At 64.9% G+C, this 18335-nt stretch carries 18 protein-coding genes and 1 tRNA gene; 12 read left to right on the top strand and 7 right to left on the bottom strand.

Features of this window, described 5'->3' with window-relative positions; genetic code table 11:
* The first annotated feature begins 29 nt into the window (after nt 1-29).
* A complete protein-coding gene (locus tag AC2T4A_RS29925; RefSeq protein ID WP_416745812.1) occupies nt 30-998 on the top strand; it encodes a polyprenyl synthetase family protein in 969 nt (322 codons plus the stop codon).
* A 163-nt stretch (nt 999-1161) separates the two neighbouring features.
* Nucleotides 1162-1386 (top strand): PA4570 family protein, encoded by a 225-nt coding sequence (locus tag AC2T4A_RS29930; RefSeq protein WP_024763077.1) that lies wholly within the window; start codon nt 1162-1164, stop codon nt 1384-1386.
* Between the two features lie 239 nt (nt 1387-1625).
* On the opposite strand, the gene bamJ is transcribed toward AC2T4A_RS29930, so the two are convergent.
* The 6 genes from bamJ to AC2T4A_RS29960 form a co-directional block, all read right to left on the bottom strand.
* A complete protein-coding gene (bamJ, locus tag AC2T4A_RS29935; protein WP_416745814.1) occupies nt 1626-2243 on the bottom strand; it encodes a BamJ family beta-barrel-assembly machinery protein in 618 nt (205 codons plus the stop codon).
* A 113-nt stretch (nt 2244-2356) separates the two neighbouring features.
* Nucleotides 2357-2653 (bottom strand): DUF6482 family protein, encoded by a 297-nt coding sequence (locus AC2T4A_RS29940; protein ID WP_024763075.1) that lies wholly within the window; start codon nt 2651-2653, stop codon nt 2357-2359.
* Between the two features lie 126 nt (nt 2654-2779).
* Entirely contained in the window at nt 2780-3274 is a 495-nt protein-coding gene (locus AC2T4A_RS29945) for a TIGR00645 family protein (RefSeq protein ID WP_017521628.1), read from the bottom strand.
* A 186-nt stretch (nt 3275-3460) separates the two neighbouring features.
* Nucleotides 3461-3802, bottom strand: coding sequence for a PA4575 family protein (locus AC2T4A_RS29950; protein ID WP_024763074.1), 342 nt, complete (start codon nt 3800-3802; stop codon nt 3461-3463).
* 146 nt (nt 3803-3948) lie between these two features.
* Nucleotides 3949-6456 (bottom strand): Lon protease family protein, encoded by a 2508-nt coding sequence (locus AC2T4A_RS29955; RefSeq protein ID WP_478377380.1) that lies wholly within the window; start codon nt 6454-6456, stop codon nt 3949-3951.
* Between the two features lie 96 nt (nt 6457-6552).
* Nucleotides 6553-6876: a TraR/DksA family transcriptional regulator gene (locus AC2T4A_RS29960; protein ID WP_045217219.1), complete on the bottom strand. Its 324-nt coding sequence runs from the start codon at nt 6874-6876 to the stop codon at nt 6553-6555.
* A gap of 245 nt (nt 6877-7121) precedes the next feature.
* Here AC2T4A_RS29960 and AC2T4A_RS29965 point away from each other — a divergent pair, with 245 nt between their 5' ends.
* Together AC2T4A_RS29965 and AC2T4A_RS29970 are read left to right on the top strand one after the other, a co-directional pair.
* Complete coding sequence (locus AC2T4A_RS29965) at nt 7122-7610, top strand: DUF3015 domain-containing protein (RefSeq protein WP_486742467.1); 489 nt, start codon at nt 7122-7124, stop codon at nt 7608-7610.
* A gap of 62 nt (nt 7611-7672) precedes the next feature.
* Entirely contained in the window at nt 7673-9538 is a 1866-nt protein-coding gene (locus AC2T4A_RS29970) for an Lnb N-terminal periplasmic domain-containing protein (protein ID WP_486742468.1), read from the top strand.
* 13 nt (nt 9539-9551) lie between these two features.
* Here the strand turns inward: AC2T4A_RS29970 and rtcR are convergent, their stop codons facing one another.
* A complete protein-coding gene (gene rtcR, locus AC2T4A_RS29975; protein WP_486742469.1) occupies nt 9552-11153 on the bottom strand; it encodes an RNA repair transcriptional activator RtcR in 1602 nt (533 codons plus the stop codon).
* Between the two features lie 285 nt (nt 11154-11438).
* On the opposite strand from rtcR, the gene AC2T4A_RS29980 reads away from it, so the two are divergent.
* From AC2T4A_RS29980 to AC2T4A_RS30015, 8 genes are all read left to right on the top strand, one after another.
* Nucleotides 11439-11511, top strand: a tRNA-OTHER gene (locus AC2T4A_RS29980).
* A 352-nt stretch (nt 11512-11863) separates the two neighbouring features.
* The gene (locus AC2T4A_RS29985; protein WP_486742470.1) at nt 11864-13006 is read left to right on the top strand and encodes a slipin family protein; all 1143 of its coding nucleotides are present in this window, start codon (nt 11864-11866) and stop codon (nt 13004-13006) included.
* Between the two features lie 31 nt (nt 13007-13037).
* Nucleotides 13038-13421 carry a zinc-ribbon domain-containing protein gene (locus tag AC2T4A_RS29990; protein WP_486742472.1) on the top strand — a complete coding sequence of 128 codons (384 nt, stop codon included), beginning with the start codon at nt 13038-13040 and terminating at the stop codon, nt 13419-13421.
* A gap of 11 nt (nt 13422-13432) precedes the next feature.
* Nucleotides 13433-14653, top strand: a complete 1221-nt coding sequence (locus tag AC2T4A_RS29995; RefSeq protein ID WP_486742473.1) for an RtcB family protein — start codon at nt 13433-13435, stop codon at nt 14651-14653.
* A gap of 9 nt (nt 14654-14662) precedes the next feature.
* Entirely contained in the window at nt 14663-15241 is a 579-nt protein-coding gene (locus AC2T4A_RS30000; protein ID WP_478377386.1) for a hypothetical protein, read from the top strand.
* A gap of 71 nt (nt 15242-15312) precedes the next feature.
* Nucleotides 15313-16695 carry a PBS lyase gene (locus AC2T4A_RS30005; RefSeq protein ID WP_486742474.1) on the top strand — a complete coding sequence of 461 codons (1383 nt, stop codon included), beginning with the start codon at nt 15313-15315 and terminating at the stop codon, nt 16693-16695.
* A gap of 47 nt (nt 16696-16742) precedes the next feature.
* Nucleotides 16743-17768 (top strand): RNA 3'-terminal phosphate cyclase, encoded by a 1026-nt coding sequence (gene rtcA, locus AC2T4A_RS30010; RefSeq protein WP_486742475.1) that lies wholly within the window; start codon nt 16743-16745, stop codon nt 17766-17768.
* Between the two features lie 88 nt (nt 17769-17856).
* Nucleotides 17857-18216: a hypothetical protein gene (locus AC2T4A_RS30015; protein ID WP_478377389.1), complete on the top strand. Its 360-nt coding sequence runs from the start codon at nt 17857-17859 to the stop codon at nt 18214-18216.
* Nucleotides 18217-18335 lie beyond the last annotated feature (119 nt).

Below are 18335 nucleotides of genomic sequence, written 5' to 3' on the forward strand. Positions count from 1 at the left end.
CGCGCAATCTACGAGGAGCGCTGTCTTTAATGCAACCCCAGGCTTTCTATCGCGTGGTGGCGGACGACTTCACCGCCGTCGACGGCATCATCCGTCGCCAACTCACTTCCCGCGTTCCCCTGGTGGAAAAGATCGGCGACTACATCATCTCCGCCGGCGGCAAGCGTCTTCGCCCGCTGCTGGTGCTCCTCTCCGGCAAGGCGCTGGGTTATTCGGGCGATGACCTGAAGCTGTTGGCCGCCACCATCGAATTCCTGCACACCTCCACCCTGCTGCACGACGACGTGGTCGACGCCTCCGGCCTGCGCCGCGGCCGCGCCACCGCCAATGCCCAGTGGGGCAATGCGCCGAGCGTGCTGGTGGGCGACTTCCTTTATGCGCGCTCCTTCGAAATGATGGTCGAGCTGGGCTCCATGCCGGTCATGCGCATCATTTCCCAGGCCACCCGCGTGATCGCTGAAGGCGAAGTGCTGCAGCTGTCCAAGGTTCGCGACGCCAGCACCACCGAAGATACCTATATGGAAGTCATCCGCGGCAAGACCGCGATGCTCTTCGAGGCCTCCACCCACAGCGCAGCTGCGCTGGCTAACGCACCGGCCGAGCAAGCCGAGGCGCTGCGCCTGTTCGGTGATGCCCTGGGCATCGCCTTCCAACTGGTGGACGACCTGCTCGACTACCGCGGCGACGCCGCCAGCCTGGGCAAGAACGTCGGCGACGACCTCGCCGAAGGCAAGCCCACCCTGCCGCTGATCGCCACCATGCGCGACGGCACCCCGGAACAGGCTGCACTGGTGCGCAAGGCTATCCAGCAAGGCGGCAGCCAGGACCTGGAAGGCATCCGCGCCGCCGTGGAAGCCGCCGGCGCGCTGGACTACACCGCCAACCTCGCCCGCGAATACGCCGCCCGCGCCATCGAGCACCTCAAGGCGCTGCCGGACAACGAATACCGCGCCGCGCTGATCGAACTGGCTGAGTTCTCGGTCGCCCGCACGCACTGATCCGCCGTTTCGCAAAAGCCCGCCCCGGTTCGCCGCGGCGGGCTTTTTGTTGTCTGCCCGGAAACAACAGATCGTCGCCAGCAGAAAAATTTTTCCAATTGGCGCTTGCTATTAAGATAATAAGAATTATTCTCATTAAAAGGTCTGCACGGAGGAACACGCCATGACCTACATGATCGACGCCTGGCTGGATCGCCCGCACCCTTACCTGCGCATCCTGCATCGGGACACCGGGGAAGTCTGCGCGGTACTGGAGGAAGAGGCCCTGGATGAGCTGCGCGAACAGGGCGGCCTGGAGCTGTCCGAGCTCAGCACCAGCGAGCCGCTGGTGCTCAAGGAACTGGTGCGCAACCTGTTCCTGTTCTGTTACGCCCGCGCGCTGCGCTGACGACCACAACCACGACTGCAGGAGCGAGCTTGCTCGCGAGCCTCTCTCGATACCGATGCAGGGGCTGTTCGCGAGCAAGCTCGCTCCTACAAAAAACATGTGCAGTGTGGAAATTGCGGCGGCGCAGGACGCGCCGCCAGTGCTCTGCCGCCCGGGAGGCAGATGCACAAAGGGGCGCCGAAGCGCCCCTTTTCCTGCGGAGTGGCCAGGGATGGCACTGCGCAGCGAACCCTCGGGAATCAGAGGATTTCCAGCAGCTCGACGTCGAACACCAGCACGCTGTGCGGCGGGATGCTGCCGACGGCCTGGCCGCCATAGGCCAGTTCGCTCGGCACATGCAGGCGCCACTTGCTGCCAGCGTTCATCAGCTGCAGGGCCTCGACCCAGCCGGCGATCACACCGCCCACCGGGAATTCAGCCGGCTGGCCGCGCTCGTAGGAGCTGTCGAAGACAGTGCCGTCGACCAGGGTGCCGTGGTAGTGGGTGCGCACGGTGTCTTCGCGGGACGGCTTGGCGCCTTCACCGGTGGTCAGCACTTCGTACTGCAGGCCGGACGGCAGGACGGTCACGCCTTCGCGCTTGGCGTTCTCCACCAGGTACTCGCGACCAACAGCAGCGGCGGCTTCGGCTTTCACCTGGGCTTCGGCCTGCATACGCTCGCGGATCACCTGGAAGCTGGCGGACAAGGCTTCGCCCGGAACGCGGCTTTCGGCGCCGGCGTAAGCGTCGGACAGGCCAGCCAGAATGGCGTCGAGGGTCATGCCCGGAACCGGGTTCTCGCGCAGCTGGTCGCCCAGCTGACGGCCAATGCCGTAGCTGACGCGGGCTTCGTCGGTGGAAAGATTGAGTTCGCTCATGGCGGCGCTCCGCTGGGGGTTCAAAAAAGGGCCGCCAGCCTAGCACAGATGCACCGCCTCCCCCACCGCGCGTGCCTCGCGCAGCGGGATGGGCCAAGCGCCTCGCTACACACTCAGTGCAGCGGGATGGTCACACCGGCGCCGATGTCGCGCTCATCGTCCATGCCGCACATCTCGTCATGCACCACGGCATGCACCAGATGGAAAGGGACGCTGGGCAGCGCCCGGAGCACTTCCCGCGCGTGGGCAACCGAGCGCACGCTGATGACGTGCCCGGCCTCGTCCTGGACCGGGTAGAAGCGCGCGCCCATGCGAGCCTCCAGCACGTAGATATCGCCCTCCAGCGACACCAGGTTGATCTCGTCGATGTCGCCGGCGACGGAGCGGCTGGTCAGTTCCTGCAGATTCATATGCTGCACCTCCTGCGGATTGATCCACGCGGAAAGTCTTGACCAGCAGGCGCGCACCGCAAGCCGAAAACGCAACCGCCCGTCCGTTTTGCAACGGTCGGGCGGTGTGGATGACGCAGCAGAGCCTTAGTGGTCGTGGCGCGTGGCCTTGTCCAGGTAGCCCATGGCGAAGGCCGAGAGGACGAAGGTGAGGTGCATGATCACGTACCACATCAGCTTGTTGTCTTCGATGTTCTTGGCGTCCATGAAGATCCGCAACAGATGGATCGAGGAGATCGCCACGATGGAGGCGGCCACCTTGTTCTTCAGCGAACTGGCGTCCATCTTGCCGAGCCAGCTGAGCTTTTCCTTGCCTTCGTCGATATCCAGCTGCGACACGAAGTTCTCGTAGCCGGAGAACATCACCATCACCAGCAGGCCGCCGACCAGCGCCATGTCGATCAGCGACAGCAGCACCAGGATTAGGTCCGCCTCGGCGATGCTGAAGATGCTGGGCAGGATGTGGAAGATTTCCTGGAAGAATTTAATGGTCAGCGCCAGCAAGGCCAGCGACAGGCCGATGTAGATCGGCGCCAACAGCCAGCGCGCGGCGTACAGGGAGTTTTCGACGAATCGTTCCATGGTGCTCGTAGGAAAAGTCTTGGGAAAGGGCGGCCGCAGTATAGCGGATGACTTTTGCGAGTTATCCCGGATTTCTGTGGATAAATATGTGGGCGGCCACGGTATGAAACCGTAGCGACCAAGCGCCCCGCGGCTTTCAGCGGATCGTGCAGGGACTGCGCAATCCTTCTCTCAGCCTTGCAAGCCTCAACCCTCGGGGCGGAACTGGAAGTTGCCGACATGGCGCGAGCGTTCGCCGTTCAGGCGGCGCAGTTCGCCTTGCAGGTGCAACTGCCAGATGGGGGGATCGTCTGCCACGATGTAGCCCTGCTGGGCCAGGCAGTCGGAGATCGCCTCAAGCACACCTTCGGCCACGAAAGGCCCGCAGAACGGGCCCTGCGCCTTGATGGCGGTAGGCTGCGCACCGGACATGCCGGCGGCACACAACAAGGTCCAGAGTCCATTCTCTCCGGCCAGCGGCCTGATCTCGCACTCGATGCGCGTGGTCAGCCCCAGACAGGGGCGGATAAGGCAGAGGTTACGCGGCATGGCGGCACCCTCGCGGTTGTCCTGAGTTTGAGACTACACCCAGGTTCCGACACGCGAAAGTGCGGATTTATCCGCCCATCTTGCGGACAACGGCGTGAAAATGGCGCCGGTGGAATGCCCCGGCCGGCGCCCTGCCCTGGCCGTATTCAGTCAGCGTCTTTCTTCTTGCGGGCGCGCTCTTTCTCCACAGGGGCTTTGTCCACCGGCACCTTCTCCGCCTTCGGCTTGCTGGCGGGCTTGGCAGCAGCGGGCTCCTTGGCGGGCTTTTCCTTCTCTTCCTCGTCCATGCCCAGCTCGGAGATTTCCTTCAGGCGTTCGACGACACGGGCGTTGACGCTGCCCTTGGGGAAGTGGCCCTTGGCGTCCGGCGCACCGGCCGGCTCACCGACCAGCAGGCTCAACGCCTCGTCGGCCTGGCGCACGGCGTAGATGTGGAACTGGCCGTTACGCACCGCCTGCAGCACACGCTCGTCGAGCATCAGGGTGGCAACGTTGGCGCGCGGAATGATCACCCCCTGCTCGCCGGTCAGGCCACGGGCCTCGCAAAGGCGGAAGAAGCCTTCGATCTTCTCGTTGACCCCGCCCACCGCCTGCACTTCACCGAACTGGTTGATCGAGCCGGTGATCGCGAAGCATTGGCGCAGCGGCGTGCGCGACAGGGCGGAAATCAGCGTGCAGACCTCGCCCAGCGAGGCGCTGTCACCGTCCACGTAACCGTAGGACTGCTCCAGGGCGATGCTCGCGGAAATCTCCAGCGGGAACTCCTGGGCGTAGCGGCTGCCGAGGTAGCCGGTCAGGATCATCACGCCCTTGGAGTGGATCGGCTGGCCGAGGTTGACCTCGCGCTCGATGTCGACGATGCCGCTGCCGCCCGGATAGACGGTGGCAGAGATGCGCGCCGGCATGCCGAAGGCGGAGTCGCCCACTTCCAGCACGGTCAGGCCGTTGCACTTGCCCACCGCGGCGCCTTCGCTGTCGATCAGGATGATGCCGGCGAGAATGTCGTCGAGAATCCGCGCCGACACGCGGCCGGTGCGAGTTTCCTTGGCCTTCAGGGCACGCTCGATGTGGCCCAGGTCAGTCACTTCCTGGCCGGCCAACTGGCGGATGAAGTCCGCTTCGCTGACCAGCTGGAACAGGTCCCCGATGCGCGCCGAAAGGCGGCCCTGGTGTTCGGCCAGGCGGGCGCTGTAGGTCGCCAGGCGCGCCACGGCTTCACGGGTGAGCGGCGCCAGGCCTTCTTCGGAAGTACGAGTTTTCAGCAGTTGGGAGAATTGTTCGAGGCTGTCCTCGGCGAGCGGGATGTCCTCGTCGAAATCCACCAGCACGCGGAACATTTCCTGGAAGTCCGGATCGAGGTCCTGCAGCGTGTAGTAGATCTGCCGCGAGCCAATGATGATCACCTTGAGGTTCAGTGGGATCACCTGGGGCGTCAGGCTCATGGCGGTCAAGCGGCCGAGCTCGGCCAGGGGCGACTCCATCTTCAGCTGGCGCGATTGCAGCGCGCGCTTGAGGGCGTCCCAGACGAACGGTTCGCTGAGCAGCTTCTCCGCCTCCAGCACCAGGAAGCCGCCATTGGCGCGGTGCAGCGCACCGGGGCGCAACTGGCGATAGCTGGTGTAGAGCGCGCCCTGGTCGGAGGCGTACTCGATGCGACCGAACAGGTTGTCATAGGTCGGGTGCGACTCGAACACCACCGGCGCGCCGCTGGTGGCATGGTGGCCGATCGCCTGGTTCGGTGCGTACTGCTCTTCCAGGCCCTGCTTGCGTTGCGGGTCGGTGCGTTCGGCGTCCACCAACTGGTCGACCACGGTCTTCAGCAGGTTGAGCTGCATGGCCTGCAGGTAGGCGCTGACTCCGGAGTTGTTGTTGTACTTCTCCACCAGTGGCGCCAGCAGCGGCTGCAGCGCCAGGGTGATGGTTTCCTCGTTGAGCTGACGCAGCTGGTTGCTGGACTCGCGCTTCCACTGCGGCAGGCTGGAAAGCTCCTCGTTGAGGTGTTCCTCGAGGTCGGCAATGTCGGCGTGGAAGCGCTCGCGCTCCTCTTCCGGCAACTGGGCGAACTCTGCTTCATCCAGCGCCTTGCCGTCCTTCATCGGGGTGAAGGCAATATTCGCGCTATCGCGGTAAAGGGCGACTTCCTTCTCCAGCGCGAGGCGCTCGACGGTGTCCAGAGCCTTGTCGTAACGCTGGTTGAAGGCGCGGTCGATGGCGCTCTTCTTCTGCTGGTACGCGGGGCTCTCGAATACCGAGGGGAAGGTAGAAAGCAGGTTGTCGATCAGGTGGTCGATGTCGGCGCCGAACTCAGCGGCGCTGCCTGGCGGTAGCTCGATCACGCGAGGCTCGCGCGAATCATCGAAATTATTGACGTAGACCCAGTCGGCCGGCGTCGGCAGGCGCTTGCCCTCGGCCTTCAGATAACGCTGCACGAAAGAGAAGCGACCGGTGCCCGGTTCGCCCATGACGAACACGTTGTAACCCGGACGCGGCATCGCCACGCCGAACTGCAGCGCCTCGACCGCGCGCTCCTGTCCGAGCACGCCCAGGAAAGGCTCCAGTTCTTCGGTGGTCTTGAAGGGAAACTGTTCGGGGGTGAAGGGGCGGGTCAGTTCATCGGGCGCCAGGCGCAGGCCGGCAGCAACGGAATCGGGCATTGGAGGTCCTTGCTTCGGGCGGCGCGAGGCCGCGGAGATTCGTCCGCATTCTCGCGCCGCCTGCGCGCCACTGGCAAGGCAGTATTGGTGACAGTTTCAGTCCACCGCATCGGCGCAGCGCAGGCAGTGCTCGGCAGCCGGCAGAGCGCGCAGGCGGCGCTCCTCGATGGCCTCGCCACAACGCGCGCACTCGCCGTAGGTGCCGTCAGCCAGACGCAGGCGCGCCAGGCCTACCAGGCGCATCCCCGCATCCGCTTCGGCCAGCAACGCGCGCAGCACGTCGTCGTTCTGCCGCTGCTGGGCCTGTTCGGCGAAGTCCGGCGAATGGCTGCGACCCAGGTCGCGGCGGATGGCTTCGGCACGTTTGGAATACTCGGCTGCCAACTGATCAAGCGCTGGCCGTGGATCGAAATCGACCATGACGACTTCCTCGCAAGGGGAACTGATTCAAGTGTGGTCGGTTCCAAGACTTCCGCTGCTGATGCCGATCAACTGCCGGTCATCCGGGCCCTTTCAGCCGGGGCCGGCCATACTGCCTGCGGCAGCGGTTGCCTTGACACCTGCAAGGCATTGGAGAAAAGCTCTGACAGGCGCTGTTAGGCTGTCAGCGACTGTTCAACGTTTCCCGATCTCAAAAAGCCCGACCTCAAAAAGAGAGAAAAACGATGAAAAGGATTCTGCTCGGTACCCTCCTCGCCACCGCCTCCCTGAGCGCCCTCGCCGATGCCCCCGGCAGCGACGGCTGCGGCTGGGGCAACATGCTATTCAAGGGCCAGCGCGGCACCGCCACCCACGTCCTGGCAGCCACCACCAACGGCACCAGCGGCAACAACACCTTCGGCATGACCACCGGCACCAACGGCTGCCACACCAACGGTGCGCTGACCTACGGCGGCAAACCGATGATCGTGCTCAGCAGCATGATGGACGAGCTCTCCGAAGACATGGCCAAGGGTGACGGCGAAGCGCTGACCACCTATGCCGTAGTGCTGGGCGTGAAGCCCGAGGACCGCGCGCACTTCGCCCAGGTCACCCATGAACACTTCGCGCATATCTTCAACAAATCCGACGTCACCGCCGAAGATGTCTACGCCAACACCCAGGCCGTCCTGAAGCAGGACAGCACCCTGGCCAAGTACGCCGAACAGGCCTGATGGCCAACGCGAGCCCGCTGCCCTGACGGCGGGCTCACCCTTCCCTCCCAGTAGCCCACTCGATGCCCAAACGCCTGTTGCCCTGGATGGCGCTGTGCGCCTGCACCCCACTGCTGGCTTCGCCCGCGATCGACCCACAACGCTTGCAGTCGCTGGCTGACGAGCCCTACTGGCTGGCCCTGGGTCACTATGAACACGCCAAGCTCGGTGGCTGGCGCAGCTTCGTCGACGACCCGAAGTTCTTCCTCGCCAAGGATGGAGACCGCCATCCGGAATCCGAACTGGCCGCCACCGTGAAGGCCCTCTACGCCCCGGCCAGCCTCGGCGACAAGCACGCACAGTGCGTCTACCCGGCGCGCACCCGCTGGCTGCGCCAGCAGTTGCAGCTCGATGACCTGCCAACGGTGGAGTGCAAGGAGTTCACCACCTGGTACCAGGACATCAACCCGCACAGCGCCGTGCTGGTATTCCCGGCGGCCTACCTGAACAGTCCGTCCTCGATGTTCGGTCACACCCTGCTGCGCATTGACCAGGCCGACGTCGACTCCGACAACACCGCCCTGCTCAGCTATGCGCTCAACTTCGGCGCCTATATCGAGGGCATGGACAACAGCATCCTCTACGCCTGGAAAGGCCTGATGGGCGGCTACCCCGGCCTGTTCGCCCTCGTGCCTTACCGCGAGAAGCTCTCCGAATACAGCCGCCTGGAGAACCGCGACCTCTGGGAATACCGCCTGAACCTCACGCCGGAAGAAACCGCGCGCATGGTCGAGCACGTCTGGGAGCTGAAACAGATCCGCTTCAAGTACTACTTCTTCGACGAGAACTGCTCCTTCCGCCTGCTGGAGCTGCTGGAAATCGCCCGCCCCGGCACCGAGCTCACCGACCATTTCCCGATCACCGCCATTCCCACCGACACGGTGCGCGCGGTGAAGGACGCCGGGCTGATCGACCGGGTGGACTATCGCCCCTCCCGCGAGCGTGAGCTGCTGGCCCGTGGCGAGCCCTTGAGCCACGACGAGAAGGTGCTGGCCCGCCACATCGCCGACGACGACAGTCAGCTGCAGAGCCCCGAATTCACAGCCCTGCCCGCTGATCGCCAGGCCCTGGTGCAGGACACTGCCTTCCGCCTGGTGCGCTACCGCGCCACCGGCCAGGAGCGCGACCAATCCACCGCCTCGCGCAGCTACAACCTGCTCAAGGCGATCAACAGCAACCCGCCGCCAGCACTGGAGGTCGAGCGCCCCGGCCAGCCGGAGAACGGCCACGAGTCACGTACCTGGCAACTGGGCGCCGGCAGCCGCGACGGCGAAGCCTTCGCCCAGTACGGCCTGCGCATGGCCTACCACGACCTCGACGACAACGCCTACGGCTTCCCGCTGGGCGCACAGATCGAGATCGGCCAGCTGAAGCTTCGCCAGTACGAAGGCAGCCGCTGGCAACTGCAGCAGCTGGACCTGGTCACCATCCGCTCCATGACGCCGCGCAACGAGCTGCTGAAACCGCTGTCGTGGCAGGTCGCCGGCGGCTGGGAACGGGTGATCGGCAAGCACAGCGACAACGACCACGACACCCTGGTCGGCCACCTCAACGGTGGCGCCGGTGGCAGCTGGAAGCTGACCGATGATCTGCAGGCCTATGCCCTGGGCACCGCGCGCCTGGAGAACAACCAGGACTTCGCCGCCACCCTCGCCCCGGCCATGGGCTTCGACACCGGCGTGTTGTGGAGTAATCCGCTCGGCAACCTCAGCCTCGAAGGCAAGGGCGACTACTTCCACAACGGCGAAGTACGCCGCACCCTGAGCTTCGGCCAGCAGGTGGAACTGGGCCGCAACCTCGGCCTGCGCCTGTCAGCCCAGCGTGAGTTCAGCCATGAAGCCAGCCCGCGCAACGAAGTGATGCTGGAGCTGCGCTGGTATCACTACTGAGGCGCGTTGCGCCTCAGTCCCTCAACGACGCCCAGTCCAGCCCGAAGCGCGCCAGGTACTTGCGCAGGCGGTCAGCGTCGTTGGGGTTCTGCTTCTCCTGACGCGAGACGGCGAACAGCTGGCGGCCGGCGTCGGACAGGCTGCGTGCCTGCCGACAGACGTCGATCACCGCTTCCAGCTGCAGGCGGTCGAACAGGTCCAGCGCCTCGGCGCCCTCCCCCAGCAAAGGATCCAGCAGGCTCTGGGCCTGGGTGGCGCCCCAGGAGCGGCGCAGTCGGCCAATCTCTTCCTCCACCAGCACCTCGTCGATCCGGCCGCTGTCGGCAAGCGTCGCCATGCGGGTGATGGACGCCGACAGCTCGCGGAAGTTGCCGCTCCACAACGCCTGCGCCGAGTTGGCGAAAGCCAGGTAACGCGTACGTGCCTCGCGGTTGAAACGCACCAGGCGGCCCTGCTCGCGGGCGTGGCGCTCCAGTTCGAAATCGATGTTCGGCTCGATGTCCTCGCGGCGGCCGGCCAAACCCGGCAGATCGAATGTCCAGAGGTTGATGCGGGCGAACAGGTCCTCGCGGAACAACCCTTCGGCCACGCGCTCGCGCAGGTCACGATGGGTGCCGGCAATCAGTTGGAAGTCACTGCCCACCTCGCGGTCCGAGCCCAGCGGGAAGAAGCGCTTCTCTTCGATGGCCTTGAGCAGCATGGCCTGCTCATCCAGGCCCAGCTCGCCGATCTCGTCGAGGAACAGCATGCCGCCATCTGCCGCGCGCAGCAGGCCCTCGCGGGCGTTCTGCGCGCCGGTGAAGGCCCCCTTGATATGGCCGAACAGCGCGGACATGGCGCCGTCACCGCGCAACGTCGCGCAGTTCACCTCGACGAAGCGCCCCTGGAACTGGTGCCGTGCGCGCTTGAGTTCGTACACGCGACGAGCGAGGAAGGACTTGCCGGCACCGGTCGGGCCGATCAGCAGCATCGGCGCGCGGGAGCGCCCGGCAACCCGCTCGATCTGTTCGATGGAGCGGTTGAATTCGGCGTTGCGCGTCGCGATGCCGGACTTGAGGAAAGCCAGGCTCTCCTCCTGCTCACGACGGAAGCGCGTGGCGATGCGGTCGTAGCGTGACAGGTCAAGGTCGATGACCGCGACTGTCCCCTCCGGCTGCCGCGCCTCGTCCTTGCGCCGCGATGGCGAAGCCTGCACCAGCCGCGCCGGCAGGTAGCGCGCCTCGGTCAGGAGGAACCAGCAGATCTGCGCGACGTGGGTCCCGGTGGTGATGTGCACCAGGTAGTCCTCGTGCTCGGTATCGAAGCTGTAGCCACCGACGAAATCGTGCAGCGCACCGTAGACCTCCTCGAAGTCCCACGGGTTGCGCAGCGCCATGGGCTGCAGGCACACCTCGGTTTCCGGGGAGATATGCCGCACGTCTGCCGCAATGCGCTCGGCCAGACTGACATCCCGCGCATCCAGCCCATGGATCAGCTCCAGGCGATCGATCAGCAGGTCCTGCTGTTGGCACAGGCCGACCGTGGGCCGCCACTTCTGCCAGCGCGCCGCGCCCTTGCCAACGCGATCCAGGGTGGAACCGAGGAAGCCGATGGCGACGGTTTTCTTGGCTGTCATCTTTTATCCATAAAGATAAATAACGATCTCAGGATATCCATAAATAGCTGCATCAGCCAACCGACATAACCGAAAAGCAACCCAATAAAAATAATTAAACCGTTACTTATCAAATAGTTATAAAAATTCCCCGCCCATCCAAAACAAACCTGGCACGCCCCTCGCTATATCTCCCTCGACCGCATCGCTGATGCAGCCCACGGGCAGGGACTTCCACTCCCGCCGGTGCCCGAGCCCACCCCTGGTGTCGGCTTCGTGCATGCCGCTGCAGCAGTCACGGTCGATGGCGCGGTAGCTCAGCCCGGTAGAGCACTCCCCTTCGTGGGAACCGTCGCAGGTTCGAATCCTGCCCGCGCCGTTCGATAGCTCAGTCCGGTAGAGCAGCCATCGAAGCAATGGCCTGTCGCGGGTTCGACTCCCGCTCGAACACTGCCCTGTTAAGGCAGCTACTCATGAAGGCAACACCCCGCCGGTGGGCGACGGGACAGGCGCAAAGCGGCCAGGAAGGCCGGATACGCCAGGGACCCGAAGCCGCCGCCGGCCCGCCCGGTACGAGGACCGGGCCTGCGACAAGGCAAGTGCTGGCCGATGGATTCGGCGCAATGGACATGACGTCCGCAGCACCTGGCTCTCGCAGGCCCCCACCTCGCCACCCGACGGGCCGGCGAACACCGGCACCCAAGGACAAAGAGAAGAAGGAAGAGAACGAAATGAAACTGCTGAAGCGCTTTACCGTGAAGAAGAACGAACGCGGCCTGTTGTACTCCGAGGGCGATTTCCTGGCGATCCTCAAGCCGGGTATCCATCGCCACCTGGATCTGTACAACCGCCTGAGCGTGGAAACCTTCAGCCTGAACACCCCGCTGTTCGAACACCGTCTGACCGGCTATCTGCGCCAGTCCGAACCAACGCTGGTCGAGCACTACTTCACCCGTATGGACCTGGCCGAAAACGAGGCCGGCCTGCGCTTCGAAGACGGTGTGCTGGCGGAAATCCTCGTACCGGGCAGCCGCCGGCTGTACTGGAAGGGCCAGACCGAGCAGCGCCTGGAGCGCATCGACCTGAGCCAGGAGTACCGCGTGGCGCCGGCGCTGCTGCAGCAGATGCAGGGCAACCTGCGCGGCCGCAGCGTGATCGGTGTCGAAGCGCTGCTGGTGACCCTGGTGCCGGCCTACCAGGTCGGCGTGCTGAAGGTCGACGGTGCGGTGGTCGAGTTGCTGCCGGCTGGCCAGTACGGCTTCTGGCGCTACAACCGCCAGGTGAGCGTGGAACTGATCGATACGCGGATCCAGGCACTGGAAGTCAGCGGCCAGGAAATCCTCACCCGCGACAAGGTCAGCCTGCGCCTGAACCTGGCCGCCAACTGGCGTTACAGCGACGTGCTGACGGCGTTTTCCAGCCTGTCCAAGCCGCTGGAGCACCTCTATCGCGAGCTGCAGTTCGGCTTGCGTGCGGCGGTCGGCACTCGCTCGCTGGATGAACTGCTGGAGAACAAGCAGCTCATCGACGACTCGGTCAGCGCCTACCTGAAGGAGCGCCTGCCGGGCACCGGCATCGAGGTCAGCGGCCTGGGCGTGCGCGACATCATCCTGCCGGGCGAGATGAAGACTCTGCTGGCCCAGGTGGTGGAGGCGGAAAAGGCTGCACAGGCGAACGTGATCCGCCGCCGCGAAGAAACCTCGGCGACCCGTTCGCTGCTGAACACGGCCAAGGTGATGGAAGACAACCCCACCGCCCTGCGTTTGAAGGAACTGGAAACCCTGGAGCGGGTAGCCGAACGAATCGACCGCATCTCGGTATTCGGCGGCCTGGATCAGGTATTGAATGGACTGGTAACGCTGAAGCAGGCCTGACCAGGGCCTGCCCGGCGCAGGAGTTGGCACCGTGAAGAGCAACAAACAGCGCCGCCAGGAAATCCGCCAGAAGCGCCAGCGACGCAAGGCCTGGAAGGTCGAGCGGGCCAGGCAGCCAGAAAGCCGCCTGGCGCCGCCCGGCAGCTTGCCGGTCAACCGCCCGAACCTGGCGCCCTACAACAGCTACGGCGACCCGCTATTCGTGCGCCGTGGCTGGTACGAGGATCAGCAGTTCACCTGCCACGACTGCGGCGCCGAGCAGACCTGGACCGCCGCGCAGCAGAAGTGGTGGTACGAAGACTGTCAGGGACAGGTGTATTCCACGGCGATACGCTGCCGTACCTGTCGATTGAACAAACGAATTCGCGACGGCCGAGCGCAACCCGCTGCCGGCCAGATCGTCCCGCAACAATAGAGAGTTGAAACATGAGCACCAAGACCTTCCAACTGCTGGAAGTCGCCAACGGCAAACCGATCAAGCTCTGGACCCAGGGCGTACCGGTCGAGGACGACGCCAGGCAGCAACTGATGAACACCGCGAAGATGCCCTTCATCTTCAAGCACCTGGCCGTGATGCCGGACGTGCACCTGGGTAAAGGCTCGACCATTGGCAGCGTGATTCCCACCAAGGGCGCCATCATCCCGGCCGCCGTGGGTGTGGATATCGGCTGCGGCATGATCGCCGCGCGCACCTCGCTGGTGGCCTCGGACCTGCCGGATAACCTGCACGGCCTGCGCACCGCCATCGAGAAGGCCGTGCCCCACGGCAAGACCTTCGGCCGCCGCGACCAGGGCGCCTGGGAAGACGTGCCCGAGCACGCCGACGACGCGTGGCGCGCACTGGCCGGCCGCTTCAAGGTGATCACCGACAAGCACCCGAAACTGGAGAAGACCAACAACCGCAAGCACCTGGGAACCCTCGGCACCGGCAACCACTTCATCGAGGTCTGCCTCGACGAAGCCAACCGCGTCTGGTTCATGCTCCACAGCGGGTCGCGCGGCGTGGGTAACGCCATCGGCAACCTGTTCATCGAACTGGCCCAGGCCGATATGCGCCAGCACATCGCCAACCTGCCGGACCGTGACCTGGCCTACTTCGAAGAAGGCAGCCAGCACTTCGACGACTACGTCGAAGCCGTGGGCTGGGCCCAGGACTTCGCCCGGCAGAACCGCGAACTGATGATGCGCGCGGTGATTGCGGCGGCGCGGCAGGTCATCCGCAAGCCGTTCGAAGCCAGCCTGGAAGCGGTGAACTGCCACCACAACTACGTGCAGAAGGAACGCCACTTCGGCGAAGAAGTACTGGTAACGCGTAAAGGCGCGGTGTCCGCGCAGAAGGGCCAGCTCGGCATCATTCCGGGGTCGATGGGCGCCAAGAGCTTCATCGTCCGCGGCCTGGGTAACGAAGAGGCGTTCTGCTCGTGCAGCCACGGGGCAGGGCGGACCATGAGCCGCACCAAGGCCAAGAAGCTGTTCAGCGTCGAAGACCAGGTGCGCGCCACCGCCCACGTCGAATGCCGCAAGGACAAGGACGTGATCGACGAGATCCCGATGGCCTACAAGGACATCGACGCGGTGATGGACGCCCAGCGCGAGCTGGTGGAAGTGCTGCATACCCTGCGTCAGGTGGTGTGCGTGAAAGGATGAGGTAAGGACATGCTGCAACCCATGGAAAACCAGCGCACGGAAGAGCTGCGCGCCCGCCTGGAACAGGCGGGCTGCGTCTTCGACTTTCGCGTGCTGACACTCGCCCCGACCGCCACGCCCGGCGAGGCGGAACATCGCCTGGCGTTGCAGATGCTGTTCGAGTCCATCCAGGAGCGCGCGAGGAAATGGCAGGCTGAGATCATCGCCAAGTACCCGCAACACGCCCACCATCGTTGGCCAGACCTAACCCCGGACCTGGCACAGGCCCGCCCGCAAACACTCGACATCGAGGCAGTGCGCGAATTGGCCCGCGACGACAACCCGCTGTGCCGCGCCTTCCGCAACCCACCCTACGGCACCCAGCTGCAGGTGGCGGACTTCCGCGAATGGCTGCAGGTGCTGCGGCTGTACCCGGACGAGGAGCTGCAGGTGCTCGACTGGGTCGGCGACGGCGATGCCGAGCCCCATCGCAGTAACTGGAGCAGCTACTTCGACGACGGCAAGGAATGGTGGGGTATCTGGTGCCTCACCCTGCACAACCCGCGACGGCGAACATTGTCCGCGCTGGCCGCCAGCGCGACAGATTGACAACAGACGTCGCCGACGACAATGGACTGTGAATGCGCGCCTGACCATTGAGCGCGCACAGAGAGGGAAATATGAAACAACTCAAACACTGGCTGGAGCGCAGGCGCTCGCCGGACACCCCCTCGGACGAGACGGCGCAAGCCCTGCGCAACTGGCTGGACCAGCAACGCGCTGGCTACGGCGTCAACGAAGCGCTGACCGTGCTGGCGAACGCCAACCCTGAGACGGACTGGCCAGGCGGGAGCCGCAGCTACAACGGATATGTCCGCGAACTGGCCGTACGCATGCTGGCCCGTCGGCGTTCCGCGGAGGCACTCGGCGTACTGCTCACCCGCGCCAACGACTGGGTGCTAGCCATACGCGTACAGGCTCTGCAAGGCATCGAAGACTACTTGGCCGATGAGCAGGTTTCGCTGATCCTGCAGAACCTGCCGCAACTGCTCGCGTTGAGCCGTCAGCAACGCGGCGATCATCGCTCCCTGCTGCATAAAGTGCAGTCATTACTGGCCCGACCGGAGCATGCGGCGGAGGTCAAGGCAACCTGGCTTGGTTTACGCGGGGAGGCGGCGCGCTTGCTTTTCCGCGTACTGGCCGAAGCCGATGGCTCCGCTGCGCTGGTGGAGCAGGCGCTGCGTCATCCCGACCCGGTGGTGCGTACACGGGCAGTGGATGCGGCCCGAAAGCAACCAAGCGCGATCCGGCAAGCACTACTGCACATGGCTATGGCCAATGCTTCGGCAACAGTGCGCGGCAAGGCCCTCAGGCTCCTGATGAAAGAGCCGATGGTGCCGCCCGAGGCACTTGAACGCGGACTGCTGGATAGTTCGGCGAGCGTGCGCTCGATAGCACTGTGGCACGCGCCACGCGAAGGAATCGACCCGGCACAGGTACTGCTGCAAAGCGTATCCGGGGCAATGCCAGCGACCACCGCTCGATGGCTGGGTGTGCTGAGCCTGAGTGCGACCCTTGGCAAGCCAGTGTATACGACCTGGCTCGACGTCGCATTGCGCTCGGCCAGCACGCGGGTCCGATTGGCGGCCATCGCTCAGTTGGACGAAGACGCACTACCGGCCTTCATCGAACAGTTGGAGCATCCTTCGCCCAAGGTGTTTCGCGGCGCCCTCGAACGGTTGCGCAAACTCCCCTGGCAGAGCCTTCAGGGGCCGATCAGCCATTACCTCGATCGACGCTGGCGGGAGCTGGATGAGACTCGCCGCGAAACGCTCTTCGGTCTGCTGGCGTATTGGCAACGCCTCGCCTACCTACTGCGGAAAATCGACGAAGCGCCGGACTCGACCTACTGGGTGAAAGCACTGCGCTCATGGAGCTATCAGCGCTACGCGGGCCAGGACCCACTGACACCGCCTGAAGAGCGGCAGGCGCTGGCAGAACGAATCCGTCAGCTGGTCGCGACCGGTCAACTGCCCAAAGGCAGCCTGACCTGCATTGATTGAACTCGCCGCCTCGAAGCGGCTGAGTGAGCACACAAGGACTACACAAGATGAACAGGCACGTGATCGAACTCGACGGCGCCGAAGGTGGCGGGCAGATCCTGCGCAGCGCGCTGAGCCTGTCGATGATCACCGGCAAGGGGCTGCGCATCGTCAACATCCGCGGCCGGCGTTCGCGGCCGGGGCTGCTGCGTCAGCACCTGACGGCCGTGCGCGCAGCGGCGGAAATCTGTGGCGCGGTGGTGGAAGGCGACGAGCTGGGTTCGCGCAGCCTGGCCTTCCACCCCGGTGCGATTCGCGGCGGCGACTACTGCTTTGCCATCGGCAGCGCGGGCAGCGCCGTGCTGGTGTTGCAGACGCTGCTGCCGGCCCTGCTGTTCGCCGAAGGGCCGAGCAGCCTGGCGATCAGCGGCGGCACGCACAACCCGCTGGCCCCGCCGGCGGACTTCATCGAGCGCAGCTGGCTGCCGTTGCTGCGGCGCATGGGAGCGAAGGTCGACTTCGAACTGCTGCGTCATGGCTTCATGCCGGCCGGCGGCGGTGAGTTGCGGGTGGGCGTCGAGCTCGGCGAGCTGCAGCCACTGCATCTGCCGGAGAGCGGCGCTGTGCTTTCGCGTTCGGCCCGCGCCCTGCTGGCGGCCATTCCCGGCCATGTGGGAGATCGTGAGCTGGAGAAGGTGAAACGGCATCAGGATTGGCACATGGCATCCGCGCAGGTCGTCCGTCTGCCGGAAGACCAGGGGCCGGGCAACGCTTTGCTGCTGGAAGTCGAATGCGAGCAGTTGACCCTGCTGTTCTGCGCCTTCGGTCAGGCCGGAGTCAGCGCCGAACGGGTTGCCAGCCAGGCGCTGCGCCAGGCCGATGACTGGCGCCGCTGCAGCACCAGCGTCGAGGAGCATCTCGCCGACCAGTTGCTGCTGCCCATGGCGCTGGCCGGCGGCGGCAGCTTCACCACGCCGGTGCTGAGCGATCATCTGCTGAGCAACCGCGCGGTGATCGAAGCCTTCCTGCCGGTGCGCATCGATTGCGAAGCACGCGAGGCGGGCGGCCAGCACATCCGCATCACACCGGCTTGACGCTTTCCTGACTAAACGCCGGATAGAGTGCCGCCCAATCATCCTATCCGGCGCGTGTGCCCGCCCTCCTCGGCCCACGGGAGTTTCCATGGCGCACCGCGCCGCCCTCGTTCTGCTCTGCGCCGCGCTGCTCGTCGGCTGCGAAACCACCCATGAAGCGCTCATCGCCCAGGGCTATCCGCCCGCCTACGCCGATGGTTATGACGACGGCTGCGGCAGCGGTCGCCAGGCGGCCGGTGCCATTTCCGGCGAGTTCCGCAAGAACGTGCCGCGCTATCTGGACGAGGCGAAATACGCACTGGGCTGGAACGACGGTTTCCAGCAATGCCAGGCCATGAGAGTGAGCCAGGAACGCCAGCAGTACGAAGAACAGCGCAACAGCGACCGGGACCGCGACTGGGAACAACAGAAAGACCGCGCGCTGTCCCGTGCCCTGCGCGGCAACTGACCGCTGCGGCAACCATCCGCACCCGCCCAGGGCTACCCCCTTGATTTCGGTCAAGCCGGCCCCTCATCCCATCGCCTCTCCTTGAACTCAGAAGAAACCAAAAGCCTGAGAAAAGGAGA

The sequence above is a fragment of the Pseudomonas sp. PVC-3-1 genome, assembly GCF_057444315.1.